The sequence below is a fragment of the Xanthomonas sp. NCPPB 3582 genome (assembly GCF_041475735.2).
GTDB classification, from domain to species: domain Bacteria; phylum Pseudomonadota; class Gammaproteobacteria; order Xanthomonadales; family Xanthomonadaceae; genus Xanthomonas; species Xanthomonas codiaei.
In genome coordinates this window covers 4,588,674-4,606,969 of the sequence record NZ_CM192968.1, presented here as the reverse complement: position 1 = coordinate 4,606,969, position 18,296 = coordinate 4,588,674, and the positions used below count along the sequence as shown (strand labels likewise).

General features: G+C 60.6%; 14 protein-coding genes and 1 other RNA gene. 12 read left to right on the top strand and 3 right to left on the bottom strand.

The features are described 5' to 3' along the window. Positions 1-91: 91 nt before the first annotated feature. A complete protein-coding gene (locus ACCQ05_RS19525) occupies positions 92-988 on the top strand; it encodes an SDR family oxidoreductase (protein WP_372392172.1) in 897 nt (298 codons plus the stop codon). 186 nt (positions 989-1,174) lie between these two features. Here ACCQ05_RS19525 and ACCQ05_RS19520 read toward each other — a convergent pair whose 3' ends face one another. Then, a complete protein-coding gene (locus tag ACCQ05_RS19520; RefSeq protein WP_372392171.1) occupies positions 1,175-3,283 on the bottom strand; it encodes a phosphoglycerol transferase I in 2,109 nt (702 codons plus the stop codon). 532 nt (positions 3,284-3,815) lie between these two features. Between ACCQ05_RS19520 and ACCQ05_RS19515 the strand changes: the two genes are divergently transcribed. After that, positions 3,816-3,891: non-coding RNA, sX9 sRNA (locus ACCQ05_RS19515), on the top strand. A gap of 167 nt (positions 3,892-4,058) precedes the next feature. Here ACCQ05_RS19515 and ACCQ05_RS19510 read toward each other — a convergent pair. Continuing rightward, on the bottom strand, positions 4,059-5,705 hold the full coding sequence (locus ACCQ05_RS19510; protein WP_244183736.1) for an ABC1 kinase family protein: 1,647 nt from the start codon (positions 5,703-5,705) through the stop codon (positions 4,059-4,061). 309 nt (positions 5,706-6,014) lie between these two features. Here ACCQ05_RS19510 and ACCQ05_RS19505 point away from each other — a divergent pair, with 309 nt between their 5' ends. The 4 genes from ACCQ05_RS19505 (at position 6,015) to ACCQ05_RS19490 (ending at position 13,372) form a co-directional block, all read left to right on the top strand. Then, positions 6,015-6,956 carry a DUF808 domain-containing protein gene (locus ACCQ05_RS19505; RefSeq protein ID WP_228961826.1) on the top strand — a complete coding sequence of 314 codons (942 nt, stop codon included), beginning with the start codon at positions 6,015-6,017 and terminating at the stop codon, positions 6,954-6,956. Positions 6,957-7,095: 139 nt separating this feature from the next. Then, complete coding sequence (locus ACCQ05_RS19500; RefSeq protein WP_372392170.1) at positions 7,096-9,834, top strand: RHS repeat protein; 2,739 nt, start codon at positions 7,096-7,098, stop codon at positions 9,832-9,834. 86 nt (positions 9,835-9,920) lie between these two features. Continuing rightward, positions 9,921-12,932 carry an RHS repeat-associated core domain-containing protein gene (locus ACCQ05_RS19495; RefSeq protein WP_228961824.1) on the top strand — a complete coding sequence of 1,004 codons (3,012 nt, stop codon included), beginning with the start codon at positions 9,921-9,923 and terminating at the stop codon, positions 12,930-12,932. After that, a complete protein-coding gene (locus ACCQ05_RS19490) occupies positions 12,929-13,372 on the top strand; it encodes a DUF4265 domain-containing protein (protein WP_228961823.1) in 444 nt (147 codons plus the stop codon). Before ACCQ05_RS19495 ends, ACCQ05_RS19490 begins: the two co-directional genes overlap by 4 nt. 13 nt (positions 13,373-13,385) lie before the next feature. On the opposite strand, the gene ACCQ05_RS19485 is transcribed toward ACCQ05_RS19490, so the two are convergent. After that, positions 13,386-13,724, bottom strand: a complete 339-nt coding sequence (locus ACCQ05_RS19485; RefSeq protein ID WP_506191557.1) for a DUF6037 family protein — start codon at positions 13,722-13,724, stop codon at positions 13,386-13,388. Between the two features lie 99 nt (positions 13,725-13,823). On the opposite strand from ACCQ05_RS19485, the gene ACCQ05_RS19480 reads away from it, so the two are divergent. From ACCQ05_RS19480 to ACCQ05_RS19455, 6 genes are all read left to right on the top strand, one after another. Beyond that, positions 13,824-14,090, top strand: a complete 267-nt coding sequence (locus ACCQ05_RS19480) for an RHS repeat-associated core domain-containing protein (protein WP_267475652.1) — start codon at positions 13,824-13,826, stop codon at positions 14,088-14,090. A gap of 47 nt (positions 14,091-14,137) precedes the next feature. Next, positions 14,138-14,506: a putative toxin gene (locus ACCQ05_RS19475; RefSeq protein WP_228961821.1), complete on the top strand. Its 369-nt coding sequence runs from the start codon at positions 14,138-14,140 to the stop codon at positions 14,504-14,506. Next, positions 14,503-15,120, top strand: a complete 618-nt coding sequence (locus tag ACCQ05_RS19470; protein WP_228961820.1) for a HEAT repeat domain-containing protein — start codon at positions 14,503-14,505, stop codon at positions 15,118-15,120. The genes ACCQ05_RS19475 and ACCQ05_RS19470 overlap by 4 nt, the downstream gene beginning before the upstream one ends. Positions 15,121-15,473: 353 nt before the next feature. Further along, positions 15,474-16,400: an RHS repeat-associated core domain-containing protein gene (locus ACCQ05_RS19465; RefSeq protein WP_324250800.1), complete on the top strand. Its 927-nt coding sequence runs from the start codon at positions 15,474-15,476 to the stop codon at positions 16,398-16,400. Beyond that, positions 16,397-16,900, top strand: a complete 504-nt coding sequence (locus ACCQ05_RS19460; RefSeq protein WP_228961819.1) for a hypothetical protein — start codon at positions 16,397-16,399, stop codon at positions 16,898-16,900. The genes ACCQ05_RS19465 and ACCQ05_RS19460 overlap by 4 nt, the downstream gene beginning before the upstream one ends. 27 nt (positions 16,901-16,927) lie before the next feature. After that, entirely contained in the window at positions 16,928-18,292 is a 1,365-nt protein-coding gene (locus ACCQ05_RS19455; RefSeq protein WP_372392169.1) for an RHS repeat domain-containing protein, read from the top strand. Positions 18,293-18,296 lie beyond the last annotated feature (4 nt).

Below are 18,296 nucleotides of genomic sequence, written 5' to 3'. Positions count from 1 at the left end.
CGCCTGCAGTCCCCCCTGCAAGCGCCCGCGCCGGCATGCTGCCGCGTGCGCCCCGCTTGCGACCAGACCACACTTCATGGGAGAGAGAGCGATGAAGACCGTACTGATTTCCGGAGCCGGCTCCGGCATGGGCCTGCTCACTGCGCAGACCCTGATCGCCCGCGGCGATGTCGTCTACGCCGGGGTACGCGACCCGGATGGACGCAGCAAGGCGCGCAGGGAGGCGTTGGAACGCCATGCGCAGGCCCATGGCACGCGCGTGCATGTCGTCGACATGGATATCCATCACCAGGCTTCGTGCCAGCACGCAGTGGACCGGATCGTGGCCGAGCAGGGGCGGCTGGATGTGGTGATCCACAATGCCGCGCACCTGTACATCGGGATGGCCGAAGGATTCACTGCCGAACAACTGAGCGAGAGCTTCAACACCAATGCGGTGGGCGCGCATCGGCTCAATCGCGCCGCATTGCCGCAGATGCGCAAGCAGGGCGACGGCCTGCTGCTGTACGTGGGCAGCACCATCACGCGCATCGTGGCGCCGTTCATGATGCCGTACGTGGCCGGGAAGTACGCATTCGATGCAGTGGCCGAAACCACCGCCTACGAAGTGCGTCCGCTGGGCATCGACACCGTCATCGTCATGCCCGGTACCTTCATGGATGGCACCTCGCATTTCCAGACCGCGGTACGCCCGGCCGATACCGATGCCGCGCAGGGCTACGCTGCGGTGCAGGCGGAGTTCGACAACTACGAACCCGGGTTGCGTCGCTTGTATCGCGCCGGACAGCAGGCGCCGGTGCAGGCGGTGGCCGACGAGATCGCCCGGGTCCTGGCATTGCCCAAGGGGAGCAGGCCGTTGCGCACGACGGTGGATTTTGCCGACTACGGTGCCGAAGCCGTCAATGCCGTGGTCCAGGCGCAGACGGCGCGGGTGTTCGGCATCATGGGCATGCAAGACCTTCTGGACGTCGCCAGCGGCGACGCTTGAGCAGGCAGCGGGCGCGACGTCGGGCCAGGCCGGCCGACGTCCGCGCCCAACCACGGGCCGTCCCCGGCATGACAGCGGCCGGAGACGTCGCGGGCACAAGCTGTGTCACCGCAGCGGCGCGCTAGCGTCGGCAGGCAATCGGGCGTTGCCACCACCCGGTGGGTGCGCCGGAGGCGATGGCCCGGGTCAGGAGCGATCGGTCCCCTCGCCCTGCTTGACCAATGCCAGGTCGTCCACGCTGACGTCTTCGGTGTAGTCGAGCCAGGCGCGGATCTCCAGATCGTCCACGGCATGCTCCAGGCCCACCGGCATGCGGATGCGCCCGGCGGTATCGGGGACCACCCACTGCTGCGCCAGCACCACCTTGCGCTCGGAGGACACTGCTTCGACCCAGAAGGCGCGGCTGGGCCGACGTTTGGCATAGACCTCCAGCATGTAGCGGCCGGCCTCGGTCTTGCGTGCGGCCTGGGTGAGCATGATCGGCTGGCGTACGCGCGGGCGCGGGCCCTGCGGGACGACATCCAGCGGCGCATCCACTGCCACGCCGCGGTTGAGGTCCGGGTCGCGATACAGCTTCATGTGCTGGTCGCGGTCCACCACCAGCGCGCACCAGTCGCCGTCGGCCGACCCATCCTCGAACGCGGTACAGCGGTCCACGTAGGCCAGTGCGCCCTTGCTGCGGGTGCGGTCGAACTGGCGCGAGGTGTTTTCCAGGTAGACCGTCTTCAGATTGGTGTCTTCGTCGTATTCCAGCAATACCGGCGGGCGGACCTGCTGCACGCCCACCACCACATCGCCATTGCCGTTGACGCGCAGCAGGCGCGTGCTCTGCCCGGTCCACAACGTGCGTGCGTAGGCCAGATAGCGCGGGTAATCCTTGCCGCTGTCACGGCTGGCCGCCACGCTGGCGCTGGGCGGTGCATCGTTGGCCAGCAGCGAGCGGCCGAATCCCAAGGTGCGTATGCCCGGTTCCAGCAGCTGCAGCAAGGTGGCGCCGGAATCGAGCGTGCTGCCTGCGCGGGTGACCACCTGCTGGGGCGCGATGCCGTTGCCGAGGAACAGCAGCAGGTTTTCGCGCTTCTGGCTGGCGAGTACCTCGCTGAGGTCGTTCGGCATGGCCAGGTGATCGGAGGCGATCACGATCACCGTGTTGTTGCCGTAGCGGCTGTTGCGGATGCGCATGACCAGTTCGCCGATCAGCCGGTCGCTGCACTTGATCGCCTGCAACAGGCCGATATCGCCCAGCGGGCTGTCGTATGCCTGGCCCTTGCAGGCCAGCGGCAGATGGCCGGCCGGGTGATGGGTATCCATGGTGAGCGTGGTCAGCATGAACGGCTGGCCGGCGCGCGACAGCGTCTGGAAACTGTCCCAGGCATCCTCCAGCAGCACGTCGTCGTGCACGCCCCAGGCAGAGAAATGCTTGGGGGCGATGCCCTTGTCGTGGAAATGGTGCAGGTCGTGCACCACGTCGAAGCCGTGGCTGGACAGAAAACGGCCCTTGCCGGCGAAGCTGGCGTCGGCACCGCCGACATAGTGATTGCGGTAGCCCTGATCCTTGAGATAGTCGCCCAGGCAGCGCGCTTCGGGCAGGAACAGGCCCATGCGGTCCATGCTGTTTTCATCGCCCGGCGCAGTGGTGAGCGGTACGCCGCACATCGAGGCCACCATGCCGGCGATGGTCCAGCCGCTGCCTTCGGTGGAGGCGAGGTTGCGCACGTCCACCGCCTCGGTGGCAAGCGCGCGCAGGTTGGGCATCAATCCAGAAAACACCGCCTCGTCGAAGTAGGTGCGCTCCAGGCTCTCGGCGTAGATCCACACGATGTTCCGGCGCTTGTGCAGCGGTTGCTGCGGCACCTGGTATTCGGGCACGACGGTGGCATAGTCGACTGGGCGCAGCTGGTAGTACAGCCGCTTGCCGTCGCGATACAGCGGGCTGACCGCCAGGCCGACGAGCAGCATCGCCACGAAGCCCGCGAACACCGCGCCGCCACCGCGCGGGCGCTGGAAGCGGCGCACCTTCACCAGCAGCAGCGGGCTGAGCGAGAGCAGCAGCATGCCGACGAACACGGCGATGTAGCCTGAGAAATCACTGACCCCGGCGCCCTCCATGTCGGCGCGCAGGTGATAGAGCGTGGCCGCATTGATGCCGTCGCCACTGAGGCGGTCGATCAGGCCCCAGCTACTGAGCAGCAGCAGGAACAGCGACAACAGGCCGGCCTTGAGCCATGCCAGGCGCGGGGAAGCGACCAACAGCCACAACAACAGCAGCAACGAAACCAACAACATCCAATGCATGCGCAGCGTCCATGGGGGAATGGTGGGAGCGCGTAGCGGACGCCTGGCTCGCCATGTCCTGTGCATCACCGCAATGTGACACCCGGATGACCGACTATGCCGCGCCGAAGCTGACTGAAATGTTTGTTGGGATTGGAGACGGGCCACCGGGTGCGTTGGCTGATGCGCGCACCTAGCAAGTGCGCTCGCCGTGTGCATCTGGTCATTGTTTGGCTGGCGGTCCGAAAGCACGCACACAGCGTGCAAGCGCGAAGCTGCAGGCAATGGGCGTGGTCAGCATCATCGTCAGAGCCTGCTTGTGCCTTGCTGCTTGTCGTATGGCCGGCGGTGGTGCGAAGACGCCTGGTGCTTGGGCGACGTGTTGGTGCGTGGTGTTGCTCCGTACCCTCACCCCAACCCCTCTCCCGCGGGGAGAGGGGCTTGCTGCAGGTGGCTGCGAGACCTGTGGGACACCTACGTAGCACGTGTTTAGAGCAGCTAGCAAAACTACTGCGCGGCCGCCAGGCGGGCGCGGTCGGTGCTCGGAATCCTCATGTACCACTCGTACACTGCGGTTCCTCCGCGCCGTCCGCACCCACCTGACGACCGCTCGCTACGTTTTGTTAGCCGCTCTTAATGGCGGCAGTGCACTACATCCTTGCAGATAACGCAGACTGTGCAGCACGAGTGACGTAGGCTATGCAGCACAACAAGGCCATACAGCATGAGTAAGGACTGTCATGCAGCCATGCGTATGTCGTGCAGCAAAATTCTCGCGGCATGATCGAGCGCAGCGCTAGCGGTGGCCGCGTTCCTCGCGTGCACGTACGCGGCGGTCGAACAGCAGCGCGCTGACCACGATGCCCAGGCCCAGCACCACGCCCAGCAGGAACAGCACCATCGCGATGGCGGGGTAGCCCCACAGCTTGAAGCCGGTGTCGATGCGCATCATCTGCGCCGACGCCATGATCAATGCCGCAGTCACGATGCCGGCCGCGACACGGTTGGCGATCTTCTGCAGGCTCTCCATCAGATGCGATTCTTCCAGCCCGGTGACGCGCATCTGCAGGCGGTTTTCCGCCGCCAGCGACAGGATCTCGGACATGCGCCGCGGCCCTTCGCGTACCAGGTGCTGCAGCTCCATCGCCTCGCTGGCCAGGTTGGCGGCGGACATGGATTTTTTCAGGCGCGCGCGCATCACATGCTGCAGATGGCGTTCGACGATACGGCGCGTGTCCAGTTGTGGCGACAGCGCGCGGCACACACCTTCCAGATTCAGCAGCGTCTTGCCGAGCAGGCTCAGCTCCGGTGGCGTGCGCAGCCCGGTGGAGGTGGCGATGCGCACCAGATCCAGCACCACGCGGCCTTCGGAGGTGGCATCGTGCGCGGCGTAGCGCGCAATCATCTGCCCGGTTTCGCGCTGGTAGCGGTCTTCGTCGTAATCCTCCAGCCGCGTGCTGAGCGCGATGGTCTCTTCGGCCACCTCTTCGCCACGGCCATCGACCGCGGCGAACAACAGCTTGAGCAAACGCTCGCGCAGGCGCGGCGGCACGTGCGCCACCATGCCCAGGTCGAAGATGGCCAGGCGCCCGTCCGACAGCACGCGCAGGTTGCCCGGATGCGGGTCGGCATGGATTTCGCCGTGCACGAACATCTGATCCAGGTAGCCCTTGACCAGTTCGGCGGCCAGATCGTCCATCGGCTGCTCGGTGCGCCGCAGACCGGAGATCTTGTCCACGCGCACGCCCTCGGCCAGCTGCATGGTCAGCACGCGCCGGCTACTCAGATCCCAGATCGGCTGCGGCACCCATAGCAGCGGGAAGGGCTTGAGATGCTTGCCGAAGCGCACCAGGGTTTCGGCTTCGTCCTGGTAATTGAGTTCGGCACGCAGGGTCTTGCCGAATTCGCCCAGCCAGTCGGCAAAGCGCACCCGGCGACCGATGCCGGTCAGCCGATCGGCGGCGGTGGCGAAGCTCTTGAGCACGTCCAGGTCCGAACGCACCTGTGCGGCCACCTCGGGCTTTTGCACCTTGATCGCCACCGGGGTGCCATCGCGCAGGGCGGCACGGTGCACCTGCGCCAGCGATGCGCAGCCCAGCGGCACCGGATCGAAATGCGAGAACGCCTTGTTGACCGAGACACCGAGCTCGTCTTCGATGATCTGGCGGATGCGCTCCACCGGCACCGAGCTGGTGTTCTCCTGCATACGCTCCAGCGCGGTGGCGAACTCCGGCGGCACGATGTCCGGGCGGGTGGACAGCATCTGGCCCAGCTTGACGAAGGTGGGGCCCAGCGCCTCCAGGTCGGAGACGAACTGGTCCGGCGTGCCCTCGGCAGGCACCTCGTACTCGTTGATGGCCGCCGGATCCAGGTTCATGCCGGCAAACACGCCCGATCCGCGATACCGCAACAGCAGGCGCAGGATCTGCGTGCGCCGGCTCATGCCGCCCACCACGGCGTGGTCGGCCGGGTGTGCGGCCGGGGCCGTGCTGCGTTGTGGATCGTTGGGACTCAAGGCCTTCTCCGGGCGTCGTGCAAGCGGCGAGTGTGGCCAGCGACAGGTCGTCGGGTGGTGAATCCGGAGCCATCGCGCCATCGCTTGCGAGCCCGGCAGCACGCGCTGGCCATGGCTGCGAGGCAGTGCCGGCAGCGCTCGCGCATCGGCGGGTAATCAACGCGCAGTGGCCTGCCATCACCCCGCGCGGGCGCCGGATCGGCGAGAATCCCCGGCCACCCACGAAGGACCTTGCGCATGGCCGGTGCCAGCCTGTTCACCCTGCTCGACGACATCGCCACCTTGCTGGACGACGTTTCCATCCTGACCAAGGTCGCGGCCAAGAAGACCGCCGGCGTGCTCGGCGACGATCTTGCGCTCAACGCGCAGCAGGTGACCGGCGTCAGCGCCGACCGCGAGTTGCCGGTGGTGTGGGCGGTGGCCAAGGGCTCGCTGGTCAACAAGGTGATCCTGGTGCCGGCGGCGCTGGCGATCAGCGCACTGGAGGCCTGGCTGCGCGGGCGTGGCTACACCATTCCGCTGGTGATGCCGTTGATGATGATCGGTGGCGCCTACCTGTGCTTCGAGGGCGTGGAGAAGCTGGCGCACAAATTCCTGCACAGCGAAGACGAGGACGCGCAGCGGCACGCCGAACGCACCCGCGCACTGGCCGACGAGAGCGTGGACGTGGTGGCACTGGAGAAGGACAAGGTCAAGGGCGCGATCCGCACCGACTTCATCCTGTCGGCGGAGATCATCGTGCTGTCGCTGGGCGTGGTGGCGGAGGTGTCGTTCGGCCAGCAGGTGGCGGTGCTGGTGGCGATCGCGCTGGCGATGACCGTCGGCGTCTACGGCCTGGTGGCGGCGATCGTGAAGCTGGACGACCTGGGGCTGTACCTGACCCGCAAAGGCGCGTCGCTTGCCGCGCTGGGCCGCGGCATCCTGGTGGCCGCGCCGTGGTTGATGAAGTTCCTGTCGGTGGCCGGCACGCTGGCGATGTTCCTGGTCGGCGGCGGCATCCTGGTGCACAACATCCCCGCGCTGCATCACGTGGTGATGGATCTGGCCAAGGGCGCCGGCGGCATGGACTGGCTGGTGGAGACGCTTGGCAACATGCTGGTGGGCGTGGTGGCCGGCGCGGTGGTGCTGGCAGTGGTGACCGGCTTCCAGAAGCTGCGCGGGAGGAAGGCGGCGCACTGAGGGCCAACGCACGACATGAAGCATTCCGCCTCCAGGTTTAAGAGGGCAGGCCATTGGGTCGAAACTTGCGTTTTTCCTTGACAAGCATCACTTCATGCTCGGATGATCAGAAAGTCAAGGGCGCCTTAAGAGACATGCAATGTGCATTAGCCGGGCAGGGATTGCGCTGGTTTTGGGACTATTTTTCTGTGGCTGGGTAAGTGCTCAATCCACCGCCAGAGCGCCTTGGGAAGAGTACGACAAACTGATACATAACCGACAAGCGCTGACTGCGTTGGGCCCAATGCTGTTTGGCGATCAGGTTGATCTCTACAGCGGCACATTGAGTTTTTCGAATGTCGATGTGAATGTGCCAGGCAATGCACTGGATGTAAGCATAGGCCGTAGCCTGACGGTTACCAACCGTCAGGGGTATATTCTCACAGATCTCTCCTTCGCCGATTGGGACCTCGAGGTACCGCGCCTGTCCGGCGTATTTGCTAGTACAACCGGTTGGGCAAGTGCGTGCACTCACAACGGTAACGGCCAGCCTCCCACTGCTTCATCGGCAAAAGGGGCGGTGTTCCAGGCGAGTGAGTATTGGCATGGCAATCAACTCATCATCCCTGGGCGCGGGCGACAAGACATGCTTGTCGCCAACAACACCAATTTGCCCAAGCCGGCGAGCGGGGGGCCTTACACCTGGGTCACTCCCGATTTCACCTATTTTTCCTGCATTCCCAAGCAGAAGAATGCATCCGGCGAAGGGTTTTTGGCGATCAGTCCGGACGGTGTGAGGTACTGGTTCGACTGGCAGGCGCAGTACATGGAGCCTACGCTCCAGCGTCCCACGAGCGGTGGCACCAGCGATCTGGGTCGGCGCCAAGCCGTTCTCTACGCGACCCGTGTCGAAGACCGTTTCGGGAATTGGGTCACTTACAGCTATAGCAATGCCGCAAATGCACCCGCGCGGCTCAATTCCATTTCCAGTAGCGATGGCCGATCCGTTGCGCTGACCTACAACCAGCGTGGACATATCTCTCGCGTCACCAGCGGGACGCAGACATGGATTTACAGCTACACCTATCCTTCAGCCCAAGTTGGCTATCTGACTGCAATTGATCTGCCCGATGGCAGTCGCTGGTCGTTTGACCTGGCTGCCTTGGGAGCGGCGGCAATCGTCTACGAGCAAGCGGTGTCCCCAGAAGATATTGTCCGTACGTGCGGTTACCCTGGTTTCATCGTCAGTCCTCCAGATGCAAGGGGGGCGATCACTCATCCCTCCGGCGCGGTGGGCGAGTTCACGGTCTCTGTGATCGGTCGGGGGCGTTCGAACGTTCCCCGTGTCTGCAACAACTACACCACCCCGAACAACAATCCCAACGACGACGTTGCGCGCTACGCGATGACCTATGACAGTTTCGCGCTCACACAAAAGCGCCTGTCCGGCCCTGGCATCGATCCGGCGGAATGGAACTATGCATATGGCGGTGTCGCCTCGTTTGCCCCGGGCACTGGTCCCACCTGTACCAGTGGCGACTGTGCGGCGGTGGTGTGCAAGTCGGAGAGCTGTTCGGGCACCCAGGTGACCGAGGTCACCGAGCCCGAAGGCATCTGGGTCCGCTATACCTTCGGCAACAGCTACCGCTACAACGAAGGAAAGCTTCTCAAGGTGGAGCGCGGCGCGGGTCCCGCTGCCATTCAGCAGGTCGAGACCACCAACTATCTCTGGCCGTTCGAAGGCCAGCCATTCGCTGCCAAAATCGGCAGCACGCAGCAGGACCGTGGCGATGGTTTCTCCTCCGAGTACCTGCGCCCTGAGAGTGCAACGAGCGTTTCCCTGGATGGCGTCGTTTTCAATCGCAGGGTGGATGCGTTCGATGCGATGGCTCGCCCGCTGACAACGACCAGATGGAGCAGCCTGGGTTTCAGTCGCCAAGACACGGTGACCTATTATGACCAGCCGGCGCTTTGGGTGATGGGGCAAGCGCTGCGTCAGCTCAACAACACCACCGGAAGAGTCGTCAGCAATACAGACTATGATGCCGCTACCGCGCTCCCGCTGCGACATTATGCCTTCGGCAAGCTACAGCAGACGCTTGCCTACCATGCCAATGGCATGGTCGCGAGCGTGACCGACGGTGCAGGCAACACCACGGCGATCCCATCGTGGAAACGCGGTATTCCCGAATCCATTCGCTACGCGGACGGTGCTGCCGAGTCGGCAGTGGTTGATGACATGGGCTGGATCAACGCCACAACCGATGAAAATGGCTATTCGGCCTCGTATAGCTATGACGCGATGGGGCGGCTAGCGCGTCTGGGCTATCCCGCTGGCGATAGCATCGCCTGGAATCCTGCCGTCTCTGATTTTCGCATCGTTGCCAACGCAGAGGTTGGCCTTCCCGCCGGACATTGGCGGGTCATCACCACCCAGGGAAACAAGCGGGTCACCAGCTATCTCGATGCGCTTTGGCGTCCCGTGCTGGAAGAAACAGTGGATCAGGCGGATCCGGTTGGAACAGCGGTGCAGGTCATCAAGCGTTATGACCGAGCGGGGCGTATGGCGTTCCAGTCCTATCCGCAACGGGGCATCTCTGCGTACAACCAGTCCGTCCCCGGAACGCGAACCCAGTACGACGCATTGGGGCGGGCGATCCGTGTGGAGTACGACGCCGAGGGCGGTGTGCTGGCAAGTACCACCGCGTACCTGGCGGGGTTTCAGCGCAGAACCACCAATCCGCGCGGCAATGCGACAACCGAGCGCTTCCAGGTCTTCGATCAGCCCAGCTATGCAGCGCCTATAGGAATCGACGAACCGGAAGGCGTTTCGACGACGATCGCCCGCGATGTCTTCGGCAAACCGCTGGAGCTGGTCCGCTCCGGGCCTGGCCGTTAGTCAGGCCGCAATCGAATGAATCAGAATGGCGCTAGGCCTGGATAGGCGTAGCGGCACGCATTGGCCAAACTTTGAAGGCGAGCCGAATGTTGCGTTTTCTCCTTATCGTATGCGGCTGGATGCTGCTGTCCTCGGCCGTGTATGCGCAAAAAGCAAACCCCTATGTCTGGGTTCAACTTGACGCTCCAGCAGCAGGCATGACGCTAACCGCGCCGGCCAGTATTGTGGTCAGCGCCTCCGCTGGTACCATCGACGACGGCGTCAGCGTTTCGAGTATCACGCTTTACCAAAATGGCGCTGTCATCGCGCGTGTGAATAACCAGGAAGCAATTTCGTTTGTTGTGAACGGAGTGCAGGCCGGGACACACCAGTTCTCCGCGCGTGCCACCAGTAATCTTGGCGGTGCCCAAACAAGCCCCACCACGGCAGTCACGGTGGTGGCTGCGGGCGAGAAGCCGCCGAGCGTCGCGTTGAACGCTGCGACTGGCACTCCCTTTTTTGCGCCGGCCACGGTCGGTCTTTCCGCCAATGCCTCCGATAGCGACGGCAACGTCACCCAGGTCGAGTACTTCGCCAATGGCGCTGCAATCGGCAGCAGCGGCGCTGCGCCTTATGCGATCGCATGGACAGGTGCACCTGTGGGAAACCACAGCATCACCGCCCGTGCGACCGACAACAATGGCAAGCAGACCACCTCCGCGCCATTGACGGTCAACGTCGAGCAATCTGTCATCACCGGCAATATCGACGGGGTGGGGGCAGGTCAAGGCAGTACCTATACCATCATGGGCTGGGCGTGCTCGACCGGACGCAACGCATCAATCGATGTGCATGCCTACCTCGGCGGCCCGGCGGGCAGTGGTACTTTCTTTGCAGCTGTGTCTGCTAACCAAGCTAGTGAAGCCGGAGTCGCCAGCGCATGTCGCGCACAAGGCGGCGCGTACCGTTTTTCGATTCCGCTAGATGCGGCAGCACGCCAACGCTACGCGAACCAATTGATCTACATCCACGGGATCTCGCCAGTCGGTGCGGCAAACAACCTGATCGCCAACTCCGGCGCGTTCCGTGTTCCGCCGCCGGTGTCGATCGCACGTCGTTATGTGTATGACGAGTATCAGCGGCTGTGCAAGACCATCGAACCCGAGACAGGCGCCACGGTGGTCGACTACGACGCTGCCGGCAACATCGGCTGGACGGCCAGCGGGCTGTCGCTGCCGGATACGCAGGCCTGCAACCGCGAAGAGGCCTTGGCTTCCGGGCGCGTGGTGCTGCGCACTTACGATGCGCGCAACCGCTTGTCCTGGCTGTCCTTTCCCGACAAGAACGGCGATCAGCGCTGGACCTACACGCCCGATGGCCTGCCCGCCAGGATCGAGACTACCACCACTGACGGTGGCGGCAAGACGGTGGTCAACACCTACCAGTACAACCGTCGCAGGCTGCTGATCGGCGAAGGAACCGGAGGCTGGACGAGCTGGAGCGTGGGCTACGGCTACGACGCCAATGGCGCCTTGGCCAGCCAGGTGTATCCAAGTGGGTTATCGGTGGACTACGCCCCGAATGCACTTGGCCAGCCGACCCGGGTCGGCGCCTATGCCACTGGAGTCGGCTATCACCCCAATGGCGCGATAGCACGCTTCACCTACGGCAACGGGGTCGTCCACAGCATGTCCATGAACGCGCGGCAGCTGCCGGCGATGGTGTCGGATGCGGGCGCGCAGCAGTATCAATATCAGTACGATCCCAACGGCAACGTCAGCGCCATCCTGGATCAGACCCGTGGCGATGGGTATAGCCGCACCATGGAGTACGACGCGCGCGACCGGTTGCGGGTGGCCGCATCGCCCAGTTTCGGCGGCACCGGCGCGCATCGCTATACCTACGATGCGCAGGACAACCTGCGCACGCACGTCACCGGGGATACCAGCTACGAGTATTACTACGACGGCGCCAACCGCCTGACCAACCTGATGAACGTCGCCACCGGCGCCAGCGTGGTGGGATTGAGCTACGACGTGCAGGGTAACCTGTCCAACAAGAATGGGCAGGCCTACACGTTCTCGCAGGGCAACCGGCTGCGTTCGGTGGCGAACAAGGAGTGGTACGCCTACGACGGCTACGGCAGGCGCGTGATCGCCTGCGGCAGCGCGGCCTGCAACTATCAGCTGTACAGCCAGCTGGGCCAGCTGCTCTACACGCAAGACGCCCGGAAAGGCATTAACACCGACTACATCTACCTGGCCGGCAGCGTCGTGGCCATGCGCGCGCGCCCTGCCGCGGGCGGCGCCGAGAGCGTGACCTACCAGCACACCGATGCGCTGGGCAGCCCGGTGGCAACGACCAACGCCGCAGGCCAGGTCGTCGAGCGCACCCAGTACGAGCCCTATGGCGCGGCGATCGGCAAGACCGTCGATGGCGTGGGTTACACCGGCCATGCGATGGATGGCGGCACCGGGCTGATTTATATGCAGCAGCGGTATTATGATCCAACGATTCCACGGTTCCTGTCGGTTGATCCGGTTGTCGCTGATACGCACAACGGTTGGAATTTCAACCGCTACAACTACGCTGCGAACAACCCCTATAAGTTCAAGGACCCCGATGGTCGGATCATCGACACCATTGCCGATATCGGGTTTATTGCCTACGACATTTATGCGCTGGCGACAGAACCGAGTTGGACGAATGCTGGTGCATTGGGGGCCGATGTTGTCGGTGCGGTGGTGCCATTCGCGACGGGATTAGGAACTGCTGTTAGAGCGGGCTCCCACGCAGCAGACGCGGCTAAAGCTGCCGATAAGGTTGGTGATGCAGTAAAGGGGGCTGCTGGCGGCGAGAGGGCAGGTAAGCCGTTCACTCGTGCGGGTAAAGCCGAAGTCAAAGCCGATAACGCAGCAAAGAGCGGCGGACAAACGAAATGCTCGAATTGTGGTCAGGCAACAGTGCCCGCTCAGCAAAGTCGTGCTGGTGTGACTCCGCCGAAGAACGAAACTCATGTCGACCACGTAATCCCGCAGTCCAAGGGCGGGAATGGATCGCCTGATAACGGACAGGTGCTTTGCCGCGAATGCAATTTACAGAAGGGAGACAAGCTGTGACTGTTCCGGTTAGGGTCCATTTTCAATTGCAGCAGGATGAGGATGGTTATCCTCCTATTGCGGTGGAGTCTTTGTGGGCTGAGCCTAGTGCACAGCCCAATGAATACGTGATCGACAACGTTCCATTTTTTGTCCGCATTGCGACAATCGGGGATACTGTGCGGGTGCGTGAAGAAGATGGAAATCGCTGGTTCGATAGTTTGGTGCACCGGTCAAAAAATTCTCTGGTGAGGGTTGTGTTCTTTGATCGGGATTGCGTTGATGCTGTCAGTGAACGTCTTGTGACTATGGGGTGCTACACGGAGTATTCACGTGGACACAATCTCATGGCGGTGAGCATTCCCTTCAGCGTCAGCTTGGAAGATGTTCAAACGTATCTTCAGGTAGAAGCTGACGCTGGCCGAATCGACTTCGAGGAACCGATTCTTAGACAGGGCTGAAGTCGGCTTGTGACTAGAGCGTCGGCAAGGCAGCGGCGATGGCGCGTCTGGGATCGTCGGTCCAGCAGGTGCTGAGCTTGCGCCGTCTGCACAGAGCGTAGGCGTTCTCGCCGAGCAGGCGGCGGGTCTTGGCCAGGTTGGCGTCGCTCACGCGTTCCCTGCGCACGGTGTTGTCACGCCAGACGCACAGGTGCAACTTGTCAGCCTCTTCCACGTCGCGATAGACCTGCAGCACCACTTCGGCGGCGGTGGGCCGGTCGCCGGGGCCGACAGTGCGCGACAGGGCGGCGTCGATCTCGCGCAGGAAGTCGCCGTGGCGAAGCGGGTTGCCGCTGCCGGCTCCGGTGTCCAGCGACCCGTACTGCTCGCCCAGGTAGGCACTGACCTCGTAGGTGGCGCTGGCATCGAAGATCAGCGCTATTACGATCCGACGATTCCGAGGTTTCCGTCAATGGACTCGGTGACCGCTGATACGACCACTGGCGGAAATTTTAACCGGTACTGGTATGCAGCAAACAATCCCTACAAATTTATCGATCCAGATGGGCGATGTGAAAAGACTACCGGGTCAAAAATTTATGCGGGTAGCGGTTCCCTGGGGCCGGCTATTCGGGGTGTTCCCATTGGGAGCAAACGAGCCGGTGAGGCAGTGAATCATCCGCAGTCTCTTCATTTGCTATTGGTTTTGTTTCTGCTTTTCCCGATAGGAACTGGCTGACTGGTGACGGGAGTATTACAGATTTCGGCGCCATCGCACATGACGTCATGTATCCCTTGCTCGATATGCCCGAAGGGGCTGGATTCAAGTTGGCAGGAAGCGGGTTGATGGCGGTCAGGCTGGGTAGAATGGGCGAAGATGCGGTTCGTGCTTCCTATAACATAGGTGGAAAGGAGTTTTTCTTTGTAAACGGAAGGCTCCGGATAGCTGATGGGTTGAATAGAGGGCTGAAGACGCTCAGTGAAGTAAAAAACACACAATCCTTGAGCTATACTAGACAACTCCGTGATTACGTGGATTTTGCAAAATCACAAGGGCTCCAGTTTAATCTTTATGTTAGGCCTGGAGCTAATCTTTCTGCTCCGCTTGAGTCTGCAGTTAAATCTGGCGATATAGTTCTGAAGGATATTCCATGAAAGGTAGAAAGACGGCTGCAGAGTTGATGGCTGAATTGAATGTAGATAATGAATATCTGGAAATGCGTCGCGCACGAGATATTGCTCATGAGAATTCAATTGTAGCTCATGCCAAGGAGTCTGCTCCTGTCGTGGCTGCACTGAATTTGGCGGGTGTCGAAGTAAATGCGATCTGGGAACTGAGTGAAGACGGTAGATTTGATGAAAAAGCAGTTCCGGTATTGATTGAGCAATTGACGCACGATTATTCAGATAGTGTAAGGGAGGAAATGCTCCGGGGATTGGCGACCCCCTACGCACGCGCGCACTGGGATCAGCTTGTAGAGATTTTTGAAAAAAACAGCCTTCATTTATCGCCAAAGATCCGATATGTGGCAGCGCTTGCCTTGAGTGGCGCAGCGGACGATACGGTGCTGGATGACGTGATTCGGCTGCTCGGCGACAAGAGTCTTGGTATGGATCGCGCTCCGCTTCTGCTTGCGTTAATTCGGTCCAAATCGTCCAAGGCAAAGATGACGCTGCTTGAGTTGCGAGACGATCCCGATCTGGGTAAGCAGATCAAGACATTTCGGCGCATCGAGAGGCATCAAAAAGCTATTTCCGCGTCTAAATAATGCTTCTGCGCCAACCGCCTGACCAACCTGATGAACGTCGCCACCGGCGCCAGCGTGGTGGGACTGAGCTACGACGTGCAGGGTAACCTGCCCAACAAGAATGGACAGGCTACACGTTCTCGCAGGGCAACCGGTTGCGTTCGGTGGCAAACAAGGAGTGGTACGCCTACGACGGCTACGGCCGACGGGTGATCGCCTGCGGCAGCGCGGCCTGCAACTATCAGCTGTACAGCTAGCTGGGCCAGCTGCTCTACACGCAAGACGCCCGGAAAGACATCAACACCGACTACATCTACCTGGCCGGCAGCGTCGTGGCCATGCGCGCGCGCCCTGCCGCGGGCGGCGCCGAGAGCGTGACCTACCAGCACACCGATGCGCTGGGCAGCCCGGTGGCAACGACCAACGCCGCAGGCCAGGTCGTCGAGCGCACCCAGTACGAGCCCTACGGCGCAGCAATCGGCAAGACCGTGGATGGCGTTGGCTATACCGGCCATGCGATGGATGGCGGGACCGGGCTGATTTATATGCAGCAGCGATATTATGATGCAAGCGCTGGAAGATTCCTGAGCGTGGATCCGGTCGACGCTGACATGAGTAACGGCGCACTGTTTAATCGCTATATGTACGCCGCAAATAATCCTTACCGATTTTTCGATCCTGATGGGCGATGCACAGGATCGCGCATAGAAAGCAACGACGGAATGTGCAAAAGTACGGGCGGACTAACAATTCAGGCGGCGTCAGCACGTTCATCCACTGTGCCAGCGGCTCCAAGTACTTCATACGGTAGCGCTACGTCGGCGCCCAATCAAGTTAGTGAAAGAACCTGGTTTGATCGAAATATTGGTGAGAGAAATTGGTTAACAGGGACAGGTAGTCTCACTGACTTCGGAGCGATTGCTCATGATGTTGGTATTCCGTTTCTCAACTCGCCACAGGGAGGGGCTTTTTCAGCGGGGTTTAAATTTTTGCCGGTACCTGTTGGCGCCGCATTCAATTGGGCTCGTTCAGGCCATATCTTCAGAGTTGCGGCGGGTCACGCTAATCCTGCTACTATCTCATCTCGGATGCGATTCGCTCAAATTTTTAGGGCGGTTGCCTCAAATCCAAATTATCTCCGAAGCGACGCTGTGCAGGCAGGTATAATTACCCAACAGGCAGCTAGTGCTGGAGTTTCGGCATACACATTCACTGCACGAAACGGTCAACAAATATGGGTTACTGTTCGTGAGGGTGAAATTATGAACGCAGGAATAAATGCAGCTGGAGCAGTTAAATGAGAATTGATGATGCGGTAAATCTTGAGTGTTCTGATGAATTTATAAGAGCTGCTGAATGTTACGAGATGATTTTGAATGACTGCCCGGATAACATCACAGCATTTATTAATCTTCTGGTTCTTTATTGGCAATCAACAGATTATGGTTTTTCTTCATCGGCTGGATTGCCAGCATCTTTCGTAAAATTTGCAGGAGATAGGCTTGCGGAAATTCTGGATAGTCCGCCGTCGAATTTTTCTGAAGACCCGGAATTTCAGTTTTGGCTAAAGTATATTGCTTGGGCTGATTTGGGTGATAAGTTTGAGATCGAAGAGTGTTACGGGCTCATGCGCCGCAAATCGGAATACTATGAACCTGCAATTTTTATATATTTGACTACTGTAGGGGAGCACGCAGCGAATGAGGTTGAGAAATTACTTTTACTAGTACAAAGGCAGTGCACGGCTCGTGATCGTTACATACATTCGGTAGTTATGGGCATCAAAACACGCTTGTCTTGAATTCAGCGTTTGCCAATGGGGTGGGAGGTGAGCGACCAGTTACGGGTGGCCGCATCGCCCAGTTTCGGCGGCGCCGGCGCGCATCGCTATATCTACGACGCACAAGACAACCTGCGCACGCACGTCACAGGGGACACCAGCTACGAGTACTACTACGACGGCGCCAACCGCCTGACCAACCTGATGAACGTCGCCACCGGCGCCAGCGTGGTAGGACTGAGCTACGACGTGCAGGGCAACCTGTCCAACAAGAACGGCCAGGCCTACACATTCTCGCAGGGTAACTGGCTGCGTTCGGTGGCGAACAAGGAGTGGTACGCCTACGACGGCTACGGCCGGCGGGTGATCGCCTGCGGCAGCGCTGCCTGCAACTATCAGCTTTACAGCCAGCTGGGCCAGCTGCTCTACACGCAAGACGCCAGGAAAGGCGTCAACACCGACTACGTCTATCTGGCCGGCAGCGTCTTGGCCCTGCGCACGCGCCCGGCCGCGGGCGGCGCCGAGACCGTGACCTACCAGCACACCGATGCGCTGGGCAGCCCGGTGGCAACGACCAACGCCGCAGGCCAGGTCGTCGAGCGCGCCCAGTACGAACCCTACGGCGCGGCAATCGGCAAGACCGTGGATGGCGTGGGTTACACCGGCCATGCAATGGATGGCGGCACCGGGCTGATTTATATGCAGCAGCGGTATTATGATCCGGTGGTCGGGCGGTTTCTCAGCTCTGACCCGGTCCCAGTCAACCTCTCATCAGGTAAAAATTTCAATCGATATGCGTATGTGGAAAACAACCCAATAAAAAGCATCGATCCTGATGGTAGGTATCTATGCAGCGCTGGTAAAGAAGCTTGTTCAGCTGTATCCAAGGCTATGGAAAAGCTCTCTAGATCTGGAAATAAGCAGATCGGATCTAATGTTAGATATGGGCGATCTGATTCTATCTCCAGGTTCTACGGGAAAGAGGGCGTCGATAACGGTGTGGTAGTGCAGAATGGAGCGCTGGGGAGTGCGGGTAATGCGCTAACTGCGAATGGAAAAACGACCATTTCGGTTAACTTTGCTGGGCTCAAGTCTGCTTCAAAGAACTTTATAGGATTTTCTTATCAAGACTTGGTTGATTCGACAATAATTCATGAGGGTTCCCATGGATATGATCAACGGATGCGAGAAAGCAATGGATTTAAAGCAATGACTCGCAGTCGTCACGAATTCCTTCAGGGGGAGCGTCGTGCATACAGGGCAGAAGCTGCATTCTATAATTCTTTAAGTGCCAATTCCCCGTGGGGCCTGTGGACGATAAATGGCGGGACTAATAATTCTGAAATTGAAAATCAGGCGTTGCAATCAGTAATACAACCTGTGCGTCGGGGAGATGTGTGCCGTGAATTTTAATTAT